The sequence below is a fragment of the Actinoplanes utahensis genome, assembly GCF_016862455.1.
Classification (GTDB): Bacteria; Actinomycetota; Actinomycetes; order Mycobacteriales; family Micromonosporaceae; genus Actinoplanes; species Actinoplanes utahensis.
In genome coordinates, this window is sequence record NZ_BOMZ01000017.1 from 56043 (window position 1) to 69978 (window position 13936).

Here is a 13936-nt window from a genome sequence, read left to right on the forward strand (position 1 = left end):
ACCGGGAGTAGACGTGACCACACCACCGCAGCCGGATCCGGCCGCCGAGAAGCCTGTCGGGCAGTTCCTGCGCCCTCTGCGCGACCTGGCCACCTACGCCCTCGTCGGCGCTGTGGCCGTCTTCCTACTGGTGGACATCATCAACGGGTTCCGCAGCGACTTCATCGGCGGGCTGCCGTGGAGTTCCGGCGGCATCGTCGGCCTGGAGACGATCCTCTTCCCGATCGCGGCCGTGCTGCTCGCGCTCGGCGTCCAGCCGGTCCACTCGAAGGCCAAGCTGATCACCCTGATCGCGCTCGTCGAGTACGGGGTCGCCGCCCTCTTCGGAGTGATCTTCGACGTCTTCTTCGGGGTGAGCAAGATCGCCGCGATGGACGCGGGGGTGGCGTTCACCGCCCTGCTGGCCCGGGCCGCCTGGCTGGCGCTGCTGGCCGTCCCGGCGTACGCGGTGGTCCAGATCTGGCTCGGTCTGTTCAACGTGCCGAAGCCGAAGCCGGCCCCCGGTGTCTACGGGCAGCCCTACGGCCAGCCGCCGTTCGGTCAGCCGCAGTACGGCGCCCCGCAGTACGGCCAGACCCCGCCGCCCGCCGCGCCGTACCAGCCGGGGGCCGTTCCGCCGCCCGCCGCGCAGACCTACGGGCAGCCGGTGGCGACCCAGCCGTTCAACCCGCAGGCCTCGCCCTACGGGCAGTACCCGGCCGTGCCGGCGCCTCCGCCGCCCGGCTGGGGGCAGCCGCCGGTGTCCGGCGCTCCGGGGGTCCCGGGTGCGCCGTTCGCGGAGCCGACCCAGGCGGTGCCGCCCACGTCCGCCCCGCCGTTCTCCGCGCCGTCCGTCTCCGCGCCGCCGGCCTACACGCCGTCGACCTCCGCGCCGCCGGCCTACACGCCGTCGACCTCCGCGCCGCCGGCCTCCGCGCCGCCCGCTTCCGTTCTGCCGGCCTCGGCGCCGCCGGCCTCCGCTCCGCCGGCGCAGCCCGCGGGGACGCCTCCGACGGATCGAACCGAGGTTCTGCCGCAGGATCGGCCCGGCTTCGGACCCGCCGATCAGGATCCGCCCCGGCAGTGACAGGTGACGCCGAGCGCGCGGGAAACCGCGCGCTCGGCTTTTGTTCCGGGTCCGAGGGTGTTTCAGGACACGGCCCGGGGCCGGTGACCACGGGCGACAGGCGAAACGAATCCGGCCTAGGCTGCCTGGTGTGGTAGAGGTCAACGTGGAAACCGTACCGACCGAGGCGAGCATCCGTCGCGCACTGCGCCGCGCCGCCGACGGTAAAGCGATCGACGCCGACGAGGCGACCGCGCTGCTCGCGGCCACCGGAGACAGATTCGACGAACTCCTGGCCATCGCCGGTGGCATCCGGGACGCGGGCCTGCGTGAGGCGGGGCGGCCAGGCGTCGTGACGTACTCGCGCAAGGTCTTCATCCCGCTGACCCGGCTCTGCCGGGACCGGTGTCACTACTGCACGTTCGCCACCGTGCCGCACAAGCTGCCCGCGCCGTTCCTGGAGCGCGACGAGGTCCTGGAGATCGCCCGGCAGGGCGCGGCGCAGGGCTGCAAGGAGGCGCTGTTCACCCTCGGCGACCGGCCGGAGGAGCGCTGGCCGGCCGCCCGGCAGTGGCTCGACGAGCGCGGTTACGACTCGACGCTCGACTACGTGCGGGCCTGCGCGATCGCCGTGCTCGAGGAGACCGGCCTGCTGCCGCACCTCAACCCGGGCGTGATGAGCTGGGCCGAGTTGCAGCGGCTCAAGCCGGTGGCGCCGAGCATGGGCATGATGCTGGAGACCACCGCCACCCGGCTCTGGTCGGAGAAGGGCGGGCCGCACTTCGGCTCCCCCGACAAGGAGCCGGCGGTCCGGCTGCGGGTGCTCGACGACGCCGGCCGGGTCGGTGTGCCGTTCACCACCGGCATCCTGATCGGCATCGGTGAGACGGTCGCCGAGCGGGTCGACTCGCTGTTCGCGATCCGCCGCGCCGCCCGGGAGTACGGGCACATCCAAGAGGTCATCGTTCAGAACTTCCGGGCCAAGCCGGACACCGCGATGCGTGGGATGCCGGACGCGGAGCTGCGGGAGCTGGCGGCGACGGTGGCCGTGGCGCGGATCATCATGGGTCCGCGGGCCCGGATCCAGGCCCCGCCGAACCTGATCGACGACGAGTTCTCGCTGCTGCTGCGCGCCGGGATCGACGACTGGGGTGGCGTGTCGCCGGTGACTCCGGACCACGTGAACCCGGAGCGCCCCTGGCCGCAGATCGACATTCTCGCCGAAATGTCCGAGAAGTCCGGATTCACCTTGAAGGAGCGGCTCACGATCTACCCGGAGTACGTGCGCCGGGGCGACGAGGGCTGGCTGGACCCGCGGCTGAAAGCCCACGTCGCCGCGCTGGCCACCGCGGACGGCCTGGGCGCCGACGTGAAACCGGCGGGCCTCCCGTGGCAGGAGCCCGACGAGTCGTTCGGCAGCGGTCGCACCGACCTCTTCCAGAGCATCGACACCGACGGCCGGACCGGCGACCGGCGTTCCGACTTCGACGCCGTCTACGGCGACTGGGACGAGGTGGCCGCGCACGTCAAGAGTGCTCCCGAGCGGATGCCGACCGACGTGCTGGCCGCGCTCAAGCTGGCTTCTGACGACCCGGGCGCCCTCCTCCTGGAGAAGAACGAGGACAAGGCGATGGCGTTGTTCAACGCCGACGGAGCGGCTCTGGACGAGCTCGCCCGGATCGCCGACGGGCTGCGGCGCGAGGTCAACGGCGACGACATCACGTACGTGGTGAACCGCAACATCAACTTCTCGAACGTCTGTTACGTCGGCTGCCGGTTCTGCGCGTTCGCCCAGCGGGAGAAGGACGCCGACGCGTACCGGCTGTCGGTCGAGCAGGTCGCCGACCGGGCGGAGGAGGCGTGGCGGGACGGCGCGTCCGAGGTGTGCATGCAGGGCGGCATCGACCCCAAGATGCCCGTCACGGCGTACGCCGACCTGGTCCGTGCCGTGAAGCAGCGGGTGCCCGGGATGCATGTCCACGCGTACTCCCCGATGGAGATCGTCACCGCCGCCGCGAAGGCGGGCGTCTCGCTGCGGGAGTGGCTGACCGAGCTGAAGGAGGCCGGTCTCGGCACCATCCCCGGCACCGCCGCCGAGATCCTCGACGACGACGTGCGCTGGGTGCTGACCAAGGGCAAGCTGCCCGCCTCCACCTGGATCGAGGTGGTCACCACCGCCCATCAGGTGGGCATCCGGTCCAGCTCGACGATGATGTACGGCCACGTCGACCACCCCCGGCAGTGGCTCGGCCACTTCCGGGTGCTGGCCGGCATCCAGGACGTGACGGGCGGCTTCACCGAGTTCGTGGCGCTGCCGTTCATCCACACCAACGCCCCGATCTATCTGGCCGGCATCGCCCGCCCCGGCCCCACCTGGCGGGAGAACCGCGCCGTGCACGCGATGGCCCGCGTCCTGCTGCACGGCCGGATCGACAACATCCAGTGCTCGTGGGTGAAACTCGGCGACGAGGGCACCCGGGTGATGCTCAACAGTGGATGCAACGACCTCGGCGGAACCCTGATGGAGGAGACGATCTCCCGGATGGCCGGCTCCGAGCACGGATCCGCACGGACCGTCGCGGAGTTGAAGGAACTGGCCGCTTCGGCGGGCCGTCCCGCTGTGGAACGCACCACGGTGTACGGACGCCGCTGACTGGGCAAGATCCAGTGTGTGGAGTTCGGCCGTGACGCGTGCCCGAACCTCGCACGCCGCACCGCTCGCAGTCCCGTGTGTGGAATTCGGCCGTCCTCGACGCCCGCATTCGACACACTGGGCTGGTCGCGGTGCGGTGTGCGGGGTTCGGGTGTCATGCCTGCCCGAGGTCGGCACGGGGGTTCGCATGATCCATTCGGTTGACCCGGGTTGGGGGACCCCCTGCCCCTAGGTCACAAAACGGGTTAAATTGGACGCGTAGGTTCTGATTCGCGTTACCTTCCGGCGGCCTGGACAGATATGGCAACAACGGGTCCGCGATCCGTCCGCAAGCGTCGGTGAAGCGGGCTCAATTACCAGGTTCGGGTTGACGGCGCACGTCTTACACGCGTGTAATTTTGGTGGGGTTGCGGGGACGATGCGGCATAAAGGCGTCGAACCCGCATAAACACGCTGCGTGCGTGGGGGGTCAGCGCCGGCTTCATGCTGGCGCGGAAATTTGGAGGCACGCCGATGGAAGCGCAGGTTGAAGGGGTAGACCTGCTCGGGGACGCGCCCGAGTGGCAGGAACGGGCACTGTGTTCACAGACCGATCCCGAGGCTTTCTTCCCTGAGAAGGGCGGCTCGACGCGCGAGGCGAAGCGCATCTGCGGCCGCTGTGATGTGAAGACCGAGTGTCTGGAGTACGCACTCGGCCACGACGAACGTTTCGGGATCTGGGGTGGACTGTCCGAACGTGAACGTCGCAAGCTGAAGCGGCGAGTGGCCTGAGCAAACCCTAGGCCAGCTCGTCGGGATCCACCCCGAGCAGGTTGGCAACCTGCTCGATGATCACGTCGTGGACGAGGTCGGCGAGGTCCTCCCGATCCATCGCCCGGAACTCCAGCGGGCGCCGGTACAACACGATCCGCGGTGGCAGCTCATGCCGCCCCGGACGACCCGGCAGCAGCCGGGCCAGGGGCACCTCGCCGTCCTCGAGCACGTCGGAGTCGTAGACGTTCAGCTCCGGTGGCACGTCCTCGACCGCGAACTCCACGCCGGCCAACTCTTTGGCATAGCGCCGCTCCAGGCTCTCGACGGTGTCCAGCACCAGGTCGTCGAAGATCTCCGCTTTGGTACGCGCCAGCGGCACGGTCGCGGGCACCAGGCGGCCGCGCAGGCCACGCCCGTGCCGATCCCGTCGTGCGGGATGGCCCGGTCCGGGCTTACGCGTCGTCTTACCGTCCGTCCGGCGGCGTTCGGGGCTGGTGGTCACGCGGCCAGCGTATCCCCACCCGGCCGATGTACGTGGTCAGCCCGTTGTCCCCGTGTGTCCGCGCCGTTGATTCGCCCGCACGGGGCGGCGTGTCTAACGACCGTCGCCGAATTCGTGATGCGCTCCGTCCGGCGTGTCGCGGGGCAACACGACCCAGAATCGCGAACGGGGAGATAAGTTGCCGCCGTGAGGTCACCACGGCGCTGCTCCCGGAACGGCTGTCCCCGACAGGCGGTCGCCACCCTGACCTACGTCTACGGCGACTCGACGGCCGTCGTGGGCCCCCTCGCGGCCTTCGCCGAACCCCATACGTATGACCTGTGCGAGACGCACGCCCGCAGCCTCACCGCCCCGCGAGGCTGGGAGCTGGTCCGCCACGACGGCGACTTCGCGCCCCCACCCCCCACCACCGACGACCTGGTCGCCCTGGCCGAGGCCGTCCGCGAAGCCGCCCGTCCCGTCCCGCCGCGTCCCGACGACTCCGACCACACTCCGGGTCACCAGACCGGCCGCCGCGGGCATCTGCGCGTCATCCCACCGTCGCACTGACGGCGTGGAGGACGCCCACGCCGCGTCGTGACCCGGCGTGGACGTCGCGTGGGCTCAGGTGAGAGCGACGAGCTGGAAGCGCTTGCGCAGGTACGGCAGCAGGGTGCGGAAGGCGGCGATGGTCTCCGGCTGCGCGTAGTCGTGGGCGAGCACGATCGCGCCGGGCCGGGTCTGGCCCTTGACGATGCGAATGATCTTGTTGCGGTGCTGGGCGCCGGACTGGCCGGGCAGGTGCTCCCAGTCCCGGGGGTCGACCTTCCAGTAGATCGAGTGCATGCCCATCTCGGCGGCGACCTTGACCATCGGCGGGGTGAAGTTGCCGCCGGGCGCCCGCATGTAGCGGATCTTCGCGTTCGGGACGGCGGCGCGGATCGCGGCGTTGGCGCGCTCGAAGTCGGCGCGGATCGCCTTCGGCTGGCGCTTGCCCAGCTTGAGGTCGTGGTTCCAGGAGTGGTTGCAGAAGCTGTGCCCGCCCGCGGCGATCGCCTTGACCAGATCCGGATGCCGCCGGGCCTGCGTGCCGACCAGGCAGAAAGTGGCCTTCACCTTCTCCTTGGCGAGTAACTTGAGGAGAGCGGGTGTGTACTGCGGGTCGGGTCCGTCGTCGAAGGTCAGCGCGACCCCCTTGGTGCCGGTGACCAGCAGGCTCCCGGCCGGCCCGGTCTTGCCCTTGCCCTTGGGCTTGGTGATCGTGACCGCGCTGATCGGGGCGCTCTCGGTGCGCGGCTTGGTCTTGGTCGGCTTCGGCGCGGGCTTCGTGGCGACGGGTCTCCCCGGCGCCGGAGTGCTGGGCCCGGGGCTCGCCGAGGTGACGGGCGCCGCGCTGTCCCGCGCGGCGGTGGTGGTCGCCGCGGTCGCTTGACCGACCAGGCCCGTCAGGATCAGCGCGACGCTGATCGCCAGAGCCTTCCGGGTGTGCGACAGCCGTATCAAGAGACCTCCCCAGGTCGGTTCGCGAGACTGCCGACGATGCCTCGCGATCGCGCCGGCCGCCAGCCCGCATGTTTCGTTTGGCGCGAATCCGGTAACTCTCTCAAGTTTCGTCGAAGCCGGATCGCGAGTCACCGATGGGGTGCGGTCAAGATGTTAAATGTCCGAAAGGTCTAACCGGGCAGGGGGCGGACCGACGCGGCCCCGCCCCCTGATCGATGCCGGGTCATCCCAGCTCAGCCAGCTCCCGCTCGGTCAGCAGACGGGAGCGGATCAGAAAACGTACGCCCTCCGGCGCTTCCAGCGAGAAACCGGAACCGCGGCCGGGGACCACGTCCACCGTCAGGTGCGTGTGCTTCCAGAGTGCGAACTGCGCGGCCGACATCCAGAACCTGATCGGCTCCGGCACCCCCTCGATCGCCAGAGACTCCAGCAGGACGTCGGATCCGCCGGTACGGAACTCGCCTTCCAGGTAGCACATCGGCGCGCTGCCGTCGCAGCAGCCGCCGGACTGGTGGAACATCAGCGGGCCGTGCGCCTCCCGCAGCCGCCGCATCAGATCGGCGGCCGCGGGAGTCACGTCTACGCGGCTAGCCATGGCCGACTGCACCGCAGCGAAGCAAGGGCCGGGAGGACATGGCGAAGGTCGGCACAGTGGCCATCTCTAGAAGAAGCCGAGGGCTTTGGGGGAGTAACTGACCAGCAGGTTCTTCGTCTGCTGGTAGTGGTCGAGCATCATCCGGTGGTTCTCCCGGCCGATGCCGGACTGCTTGTAACCGCCGAACGCCGCGTGCGCCGGGTACAGGTGGTAGCAGTTGGTCCACACCCGGCCCGCCTTGATCGCCCGCCCGGCCCGGTACGCCTGGTTGCCGTCCCGCGTCCACACGCCGGCGCCGAGGCCGTACAGCGTGTCGTTGGCGATCCTGATGGCGTCGTCGAAGTCGCTGAACGGCGTGACCGACACCACCGGCCCGAAGATCTCCTCCTGGAAGATCCGCATGGTGTTGCGGCCCTCGAAGATCGTCGGCTGGATGTAGTACCCGCCGGCCAGGTCGCCGGGCATCTCCGCCTTCGCGCCGCCGACCAGGGCGCGGGCGCCCTCCTGCCGGCCGATGTCGAGGTACGACAGGATCTTCTCCAGCTGGTCGTTGGACGCCTGCGCGCCGACCTGCGTGTCGGTGTCGAGGGGATTGCCCTGCTTGAGGTTCTCCACCCGCTTCACCCCGGCCGCCAGGAAGTCGGAGTAGTGGCTCTGCTGGATCAGCGCCCGGGACGGGCAGGTGCACACCTCGCCCTGGTTGAGGGCGAACATCGCGAAGCCTTCCAGGGCCTTGTCGTAGAACTCGTCGTCGGCCCGGCTGACGTCGTCGAAGAAGATGTTCGGGCTCTTGCCGCCCAGCTCCAGGGTGACCGGGATCAGGTTCTCCGAGGCGTACTGCATGATCAGGCGGCCGGTGGTGGTCTCGCCGGTGAACGCCACCTTGGCCACCCGGCTCGAACTGGCCAGGGGCTTGCCCACCTCGACGCCGAAGCCGTTGACGATGTTCACCACGCCGGCCGGGATCAGGTCGCCGATCAGCGAGAACAGGTAGTGGATCGAGGCCGGGGTCTGCTCGGCCGGCTTCAGCACCACCGCGTTGCCGGCGGCCAGGGCCGGGGCCAGCTTCCAGACCGCCATCAGGATCGGGAAGTTCCACGGGATGATCTGGGCGACCACACCGAGCGGCTCGTGGAAGTGGTAGGCGACGGTGTCCTCGTCGAGCTCGCCCGCGGTGCCCTCCTGAGCGCGGATCGCCCCGGCGAAGTAACGGAAGTGGTCGATCGCCAGCGGCAGGTCGGCGGCCAGCGTCTCCCGAACCGGCTTGCCGTTCTCCCAGGCCTCGGCGACGGCCAGCTTCTCCAGGTTCTGCTCCATCCGGTCGGCGATCCGGTTGAGGACGTTCGCGCGCTCGGTGGGCGAGGTGCGGCCCCAGGCGGGCGCGGCGGCGTGCGCGGCGTCCAGCGCCCGTTCCACGTCGTCGGCGGTGCCGCGGGCGACCTCGGTGAAGACCTGGCCCGTCACGGGGGAGGGGTTCTCGAAATACCGACCCTTGGCCGGCGGGACGTACTCACCGCCGATGTAGTGGTCGTAGCGGGACTGGTAGCTGACGATGGAGCCATCGGAACCGGGCGGGGAATAGACGGTCACGGTCTCGCCTCCTCATTCGGGGCGGACCCTAGTCACGGCCACGTTGCACGGACGTTGCACGCGTATTCCCGGGTCAGCGCGGCGACCCGGCGGGCGGCCAGCGGATCGGCGGGCGTCAGGGCGGCGTACGCCTCCCAGAGGTCCAGATCGTCGCTTCCCCACGAGCTGTTCAGCCAGGTCCGCAGCAGCCGCCGGTCGCCGCTCTCCAGCAGCGCCGCCCGCAGCCGGTCGTCCAGCAGCCGCCGCAGCCGGACGATGCCCGGCGCGTCCGAGGCGGGCAGCAGCGGCCCGGGATAGGCGGCCAGCGCGTCGGCGGTCCGGCCCGCCTCCAGCAGCCGGGTCACCGCGCCGAAGTCGGTCTCGACGCCGGCGCGCAGCCGGTAGGGCCGCGAGTCGAGCAGCTCCGCGCCGAGGATGCGCCGCAGGCGGGACAGCTCGGCCCGGATCGTGACCGGGTTGATGTCGTCGCCGTACAGATCGATGCCGAGCTGATCCCCGGTCCGGCCCTCCGGATGCACGGTGAGCAGCACCAGCAGCTCGGAATGCCGCCGTTTGACGCGGATCCGCCGGCTTCCCAGCGCCAGCACCGCCTCGTCCCGGCCGAGTGCCGCGACTCGCGGTTGCTGCCGCACCGGCTCACTTCCGCGGAGGTACGCCTCAGCGGCCAGCGCCGTGGCCCGGACCAGGGCCAGACTGTGCGGATTGGCCAGATGGTCCCCACCGGTCACGTCGATCGCCCCCAGCAGCCGGCCGGTGCCCGGATCGTGCACCGGCGCCGCCGCGCACGTCCACCGCTGCACCGGATGGCTGAAATGCTCGGTCGCGAAGATCTGCAACGCGTGATCGACGGCCAGGGCGGTGCCGGGCGCGTTCGTTCCGGCGTGAGCCTCGTCCCAGCGGGCGCCCGGCACGAAATTCATCGACGCGGCGCCGCGCAGGGTGGCCGGATGGCCCTCCACCCACAGCAGGCGGCCGTGCGCGTCGCAGACGGCCAGGATGTGCTCGCCGTCCTCGGCCAGGCCGCCGAGCAGGTCCCGGAGGATCGGCATGACCCGGGCCAGCGGGTGCGCCGACCGGTACGCCTCCAGGTCGTCGTCGGCCAGGTCGATCGGGGCGGTGCTGTCGGCCCGCACGAACGCCGCCGACCGCGCCCAGGAGTCGGCGACCACGGCACGCATCCGGCCTCGCTGCCGGTCACCGGCCAGGAACCGTTCATGGGCGCGGCCGATCTGGCGGATCCGCTCAGCGGGATCGTCTCCGGGGGTCAGGGCAAGCCACGGGTTCACGGGCGGCACCTCCTGCCCCATCGTGACCGCCGTCACGTCAAGAGACAACAGTAACTAGGCTGCGGGCCGTGCAGCCCTGGCCCCGTACCGAAGAAGAAGCCCTCGCCGTGCAGGACACCCTGCGTGCCCGCCTGGTCCTCGACGACGATTCCCCGGCGGCTCCGGAGACGGTGGCCGGACTCGACGTCGCCTACTCCCTCGATGATCAGCGGCTCGCCGCCGCGGTCGTGGTGCTGCGGACCGCGGACCTCTCGGTCGTGGACACCGCGGTGGTACGAGGCCGCCCGGCCTTCCCGTACGTCCCCGGGCTCTTCGCCTTCCGTGAGATCCCCGCCCTGATGGAGGCGCTCGGCAGCCTGAGCGTGCGGCCGGACGTGCTGATCTGCGACGGGCACGGGCTGGCCCACCCGCGCCGGTTCGGTCTCGCCGCGCACCTGGGCGTGCTCACCGGCCTTCCGGCGTTCGGCGTCGGGAAGACCCGCCTGGTGGGAGACTGGGAGCCGGTGGGCGAGCCGCGGGGCGCCCGGTCGCCGCTGGTCGACGCGGGCGAGACGGTCGGCGCCGTGCTGCGGACCCGGACCGGGGTGAAACCGGTCTTCGTCTCCGTCGGACACCGGATCAGCCTGGACCGGGCCTGTGCGCTGACATTGGACCTGACCCCGCGATATCGCCTGCCGGAGACCACGAGGGCCGCTGACCGTGCCTGCAGGGATCTTCTGAGTTGACCCTCCGGCCGCGCGGTTGAAACCTGGGGAGACAGGACGCTCCGATACCCTCAGGCTCAAAGGGGACTTTTGCGCAAGGGGTGAGCAGTGTCTGATCTGTCGCAGATCATCAAGGCGTACGACGTGCGGGGGATCGTCCCGGACCAGTTCAACGAGACCGTGGCCCGGGCGATCGGCACGGCGTTCGTCGAGATGTTGCGCGAGTCCGGTGACGAGCCGGATCAGATCGTGATCGGGCACGACATGCGCGAGTCCGGTCCCGGTCTGGCCGCCGCCTTCGCCCGCGGCGTCAACGCGGCCGGCGCCGCCGTGATCAACATCGGGCTGGCCTCGACCGACCAGCTCTACTACGCCTCCGGCGCGCTCAGCCTGCCCGGCGCGATGTTCACCGCCAGCCACAACCCCGCGGAGTACAACGGGATCAAACTGTGCCGGGCCGGCGCCCGCCCGGTCGGTCAGGACAGCGGCCTCGTCATCGTCCGCCAGCGCGCCCAGCAGCTGCTCGCCGACCTGAACGCGGAGGCCGACGGCGTGTCCCGGGTGGAGCAGCGGGACCTGCTCGCCGATTACGCCGCCCACCTGCGCTCGCTCGTCGACCTCTCCGGCATCCGGCCGCTCAAGGTCATCGTCGACGCCGGCAACGGCATGGGCGGTTACACCGTCCCCGCGGTCCTCGGCGACCAGGTGCTCCCGGCCCTGCCGCTGTCCATCGTGCCGCTCTTCTTCGAACTGGACGGCTCGTTCCCCAACCACGAGGCCAACCCGCTGGACCCGCGCAACCTCGTCGACCTGCAGAAGGCGGTCCGCGAGCAGGGCGCCGACATCGGCCTCGCCTTCGACGGCGACGCCGACCGCTGCTTCGTCATCGACGAGAACGGCGACCCCGTCTCGCCGTCCGCGATCACCGCGCTGGTCGCCGCCCGTGAGCTGGCCAAGTTCCCGGGCAGCACGATCATCCACAACCTGATCACCTCGGCCGCGGTCCCCGAGATCATCGCGGAGAACGGTGGGAAGCCGGTGCGCAGCCGGGTCGGCCACTCCTTCATCAAGGCGGAGATGGCGGCGACCAACGCGGTCTTCGGCGGCGAGCACTCGGCGCACTACTACTTCCGCGACTTCTGGTTCGCCGACACCGGCATGCTCGCGGCCATGCACGTGCTCGCCGCGCTCGGCGGCCAGCCGCAGCCGCTGTCGGAGTACGCCGCCGAATACGAGCGGTACGCCGCCTCCGGTGAGATCAACTCCACGGTGGCCGACTCCGCCGCCAAGATCGCCGAGGTGCGGGCGGCCTTCCCGGACGCCGCCGTGGACCAGCTGGACGGTATGACCGTGCAGGTCGGAGACGGTTCCTGGTTCAACCTGCGGGCGTCCAACACGGAGCCGCTCCTGCGTCTCAACGTGGAAGCGCCCGACGCGGATCGGATGGCAAAGCTACGTGACGAGGTCCTCGCCATCGTTCGTGGATAGGATCGCCACGACCGGAGTTTCACGTGGCGATGAGGAGTAACTCGGTGGCGCTCGATCAGCAGTTGCTGGAGATTCTGGCCTGCCCGGACACCCATCACGCGCCCCTCGAGCACGATGCCGGCGCTCAGACGCTGACGTGCACCGAGTGCGGCCGGATCTTCGAGATCCGGGACGACATCCCGATCCTGCTGCTGGACGAGGCCCGCTCACCCGGCGCCTCGTCCGCGGCGCCGGGTGAAGCCGCTTCCACCGCTGCTTCCGGTGCTGCTTCCACCGCCGCTTCCGGCACCGCGGGTGCTTCTGCTCCTGCCGCTTCCGGCGCCGGGGACGCTCCCGCCACGGTTCCCGCCGCTGCCGCTGCTTCCGGTGCCGGGGATGCTGCTGCCACGGTTCCGGCCGCTGCCGCTGCCGCTGCTTCCGGTGCGGGGGAAGCGCCTGCCGCGGTTCCCGCCGCCGCCTCCGGCGCCGGGGATGACGACGCCGCTGAGGAGGGGAAGAACTGATGGTCAGCCCACTGAGCGGATCCTCCGGGGTCAACGGTCATCGCGTCGCCGACGAGTCGCTGCTCAACGACGAGAAGTCGATGCTCGGCAACGACCCCGGCGGCATGCTGCGCGCCACCGCCTCGGCCGGTGCGCAGGTGCGCGAGGCCGCGGCCCTGGCCTCCGAGGTCGACCTGAGCATGCTCGCCGACGAGGGCCGCCCGCGCGCCGTCGTGGTCGCCGGCATCGGCACGGCCGGTCTCACCGGCAGCATCCTGGCCACCGTCGCCGGCCCGCGCTGCCCGGTGCCGATCATCGGCCACCGCAGCGCCGGCGTGCCCGGCTGGGTCGGCGCGGCCGACGTGGTGATCGCGGTCTCCGCCTCCGGCCGCAGCCCCGAGGCGCTGGCCGCCGCCGAGGCCGCCGCCCGCCGCGGCGCCCGCCTGGTCGCCATCGGCAATCCCGGCTCCGACCTGGAGGCCCTCGCCGAACGGGCCCGCGCCCCGTTCATCGGCGTGCCGCGCCGGGCCCCGGCCCGCGCCACCCTGTGGGGCCTGACCATCCCGGTGCTGTTCGCCGGCCGTGCGCTGGGCATCGCCAAGCTGGCCGAGGCGGACATCGCCGAGACCGCGACCCGGCTGGACGCCGACGCCGAGCGCTGCCGTCCCGGCGCCGACTCGTTCGTCAACCCGGCCAAGGAGCTCGCTCTCGGACTGGCCGGCTCGGTGCCGATCGTCTGGGGTTCCTCGCCGCTGGCCACGGTCGCGGCCCGGCGGTTCGCCGACACCCTGGCCGCCAACGCCCGTTACCCGGTGATGGCCGGTGCGCTCGGCGAGGCCGGCCGGGGCCGGGTGGGCCTGCTCGACGGCGTCTTCGGCGGCCTGGCCGAGGGGTCCCGGGACATCTTCGCCGACCCGGACGAGGACACCGACGAGAGCGTGACCCGGCTGCGCCTGGTGGTCTTCCGCGACGGCGGCCTGAACCCGGAGGACGACGCCGACGAGCCGGTCGCCGTCGAGGAGCGGCGCGCCGACGCCATCCAGACCATCGCCGACCGCCGCGGTGTCCGCTGCGACGTGCTCACCGCCGAGGGCGGCTCCACGCTGGAACGGCTCGCCTCCCTGGTCGCGGTGCCCGACTACGCCTCGCTGTACCTGGCGCTGGCCCACGGCCTCGACCCGATGGCGGTGCCCGCCATCAGCGAGATGAAGGAACTGTCCAACCCGATCGCCGACGACCTGCGGTGAGTGCTCGCCGTCCGGGTCTGAAGGGCTGTCCAACCGGTTAGGTGGCGGCCTGCGGTGAGTGCTCGCCGTCCGGGTCCGAAGGGCTGTCCATCCCGTTGGTCGGCGGCCT

Annotated in this window: 12 protein-coding genes and 1 pseudogene; 8 read left to right on the forward strand and 5 right to left on the reverse strand. The window is 71.1% G+C overall.

All coding sequences use genetic code 11. From position 1 onward, the window contains the following. The first annotated feature begins 13 nt into the window (after positions 1-13). The 3 genes from Aut01nite_RS05405 (at position 14) to Aut01nite_RS05415 (ending at position 4469) form a co-directional block, all read left to right on the forward strand. Positions 14-1066 carry a hypothetical protein gene (locus tag Aut01nite_RS05405; RefSeq protein WP_052163134.1) on the forward strand — a complete coding sequence of 351 codons (1053 nt, stop codon included), beginning with the start codon at positions 14-16 and terminating at the stop codon, positions 1064-1066. Positions 1067-1211: 145 nt separating this feature from the next. Continuing rightward, a complete protein-coding gene (locus Aut01nite_RS05410) occupies positions 1212-3698 on the forward strand; it encodes a bifunctional FO biosynthesis protein CofGH (protein WP_043522230.1) in 2487 nt (828 codons plus the stop codon). A 513-nt stretch (positions 3699-4211) separates the two neighbouring features. Next, positions 4212-4469: a WhiB family transcriptional regulator gene (locus Aut01nite_RS05415; protein WP_043522029.1), complete on the forward strand. Its 258-nt coding sequence runs from the start codon at positions 4212-4214 to the stop codon at positions 4467-4469. 7 nt (positions 4470-4476) lie between these two features. Here the strand turns inward: Aut01nite_RS05415 and Aut01nite_RS05420 are convergent, their stop codons facing one another. Then, positions 4477-4953, reverse strand: coding sequence for a metallopeptidase family protein (locus Aut01nite_RS05420; protein WP_043522028.1), 477 nt, complete (start codon positions 4951-4953; stop codon positions 4477-4479). A gap of 186 nt (positions 4954-5139) precedes the next feature. Between Aut01nite_RS05420 and Aut01nite_RS05425 the strand changes: the two genes are divergently transcribed. Next, positions 5140-5502: a DUF3499 domain-containing protein gene (locus Aut01nite_RS05425; protein ID WP_043522026.1), complete on the forward strand. Its 363-nt coding sequence runs from the start codon at positions 5140-5142 to the stop codon at positions 5500-5502. Between the two features lie 54 nt (positions 5503-5556). On the opposite strand, the gene Aut01nite_RS05430 is transcribed toward Aut01nite_RS05425, so the two are convergent. From Aut01nite_RS05430 to Aut01nite_RS05445, 4 genes are all read right to left on the reverse strand, one after another. Then, positions 5557-6435 carry a polysaccharide deacetylase family protein gene (locus tag Aut01nite_RS05430; protein WP_236642487.1) on the reverse strand — a complete coding sequence of 293 codons (879 nt, stop codon included), beginning with the start codon at positions 6433-6435 and terminating at the stop codon, positions 5557-5559. A gap of 223 nt (positions 6436-6658) precedes the next feature. Further along, positions 6659-7030 carry a DUF779 domain-containing protein gene (locus Aut01nite_RS05435; protein WP_043522228.1) on the reverse strand — a complete coding sequence of 124 codons (372 nt, stop codon included), beginning with the start codon at positions 7028-7030 and terminating at the stop codon, positions 6659-6661. Positions 7031-7096: 66 nt separating this feature from the next. Then, complete coding sequence (exaC, locus tag Aut01nite_RS05440) at positions 7097-8620, reverse strand: acetaldehyde dehydrogenase ExaC (protein WP_043522025.1); 1524 nt, start codon at positions 8618-8620, stop codon at positions 7097-7099. 32 nt (positions 8621-8652) lie between these two features. Then, positions 8653-9906, reverse strand: coding sequence for a GAF domain-containing protein (locus tag Aut01nite_RS05445; RefSeq protein ID WP_201775420.1), 1254 nt, complete (start codon positions 9904-9906; stop codon positions 8653-8655). A 68-nt stretch (positions 9907-9974) separates the two neighbouring features. Here Aut01nite_RS05445 and nfi point away from each other — a divergent pair, with 68 nt between their 5' ends. The 4 genes and pseudogenes from nfi (at position 9975) to Aut01nite_RS05465 (ending at position 13827) form a co-directional block, all read left to right on the forward strand. Continuing rightward, the gene (nfi, locus tag Aut01nite_RS05450; protein WP_043522024.1) at positions 9975-10631 is read left to right on the forward strand and encodes a deoxyribonuclease V; all 657 of its coding nucleotides are present in this window, start codon (positions 9975-9977) and stop codon (positions 10629-10631) included. 87 nt (positions 10632-10718) lie between these two features. Further along, positions 10719-12098 (forward strand): phosphomannomutase/phosphoglucomutase, encoded by a 1380-nt coding sequence (locus Aut01nite_RS05455; RefSeq protein ID WP_043522022.1) that lies wholly within the window; start codon positions 10719-10721, stop codon positions 12096-12098. Positions 12099-12142: 44 nt separating this feature from the next. Beyond that, positions 12143-12304: pseudogene (locus Aut01nite_RS05460) on the forward strand (Trm112 family protein); the annotation flags it as partial. Between the two features lie 296 nt (positions 12305-12600). Continuing rightward, positions 12601-13827, forward strand: coding sequence for an SIS domain-containing protein (locus Aut01nite_RS05465; protein ID WP_043522020.1), 1227 nt, complete (start codon positions 12601-12603; stop codon positions 13825-13827). The last annotated feature ends 109 nt before the right edge of the window (positions 13828-13936 follow it).

Bases quoted from the DNA above. Each gene is read 5' to 3' on its own strand.
- Aut01nite_RS05435 (WP_043522228.1), bottom strand. From the start codon at position 7,030: ATGGCTAGCCGCGTAGACGTGACTCCCGCGGCCGCCGATCTGATGCGG.
- Aut01nite_RS05415 (WP_043522029.1), top strand. From the start codon at position 4,212: ATGGAAGCGCAGGTTGAAGGGGTAGACCTGCTCGGGGACGCGCCCGAG.
- Aut01nite_RS05465 (WP_043522020.1), top strand. From the start codon at position 12,601: ATGGTCAGCCCACTGAGCGGATCCTCCGGGGTCAACGGTCATCGCGTC.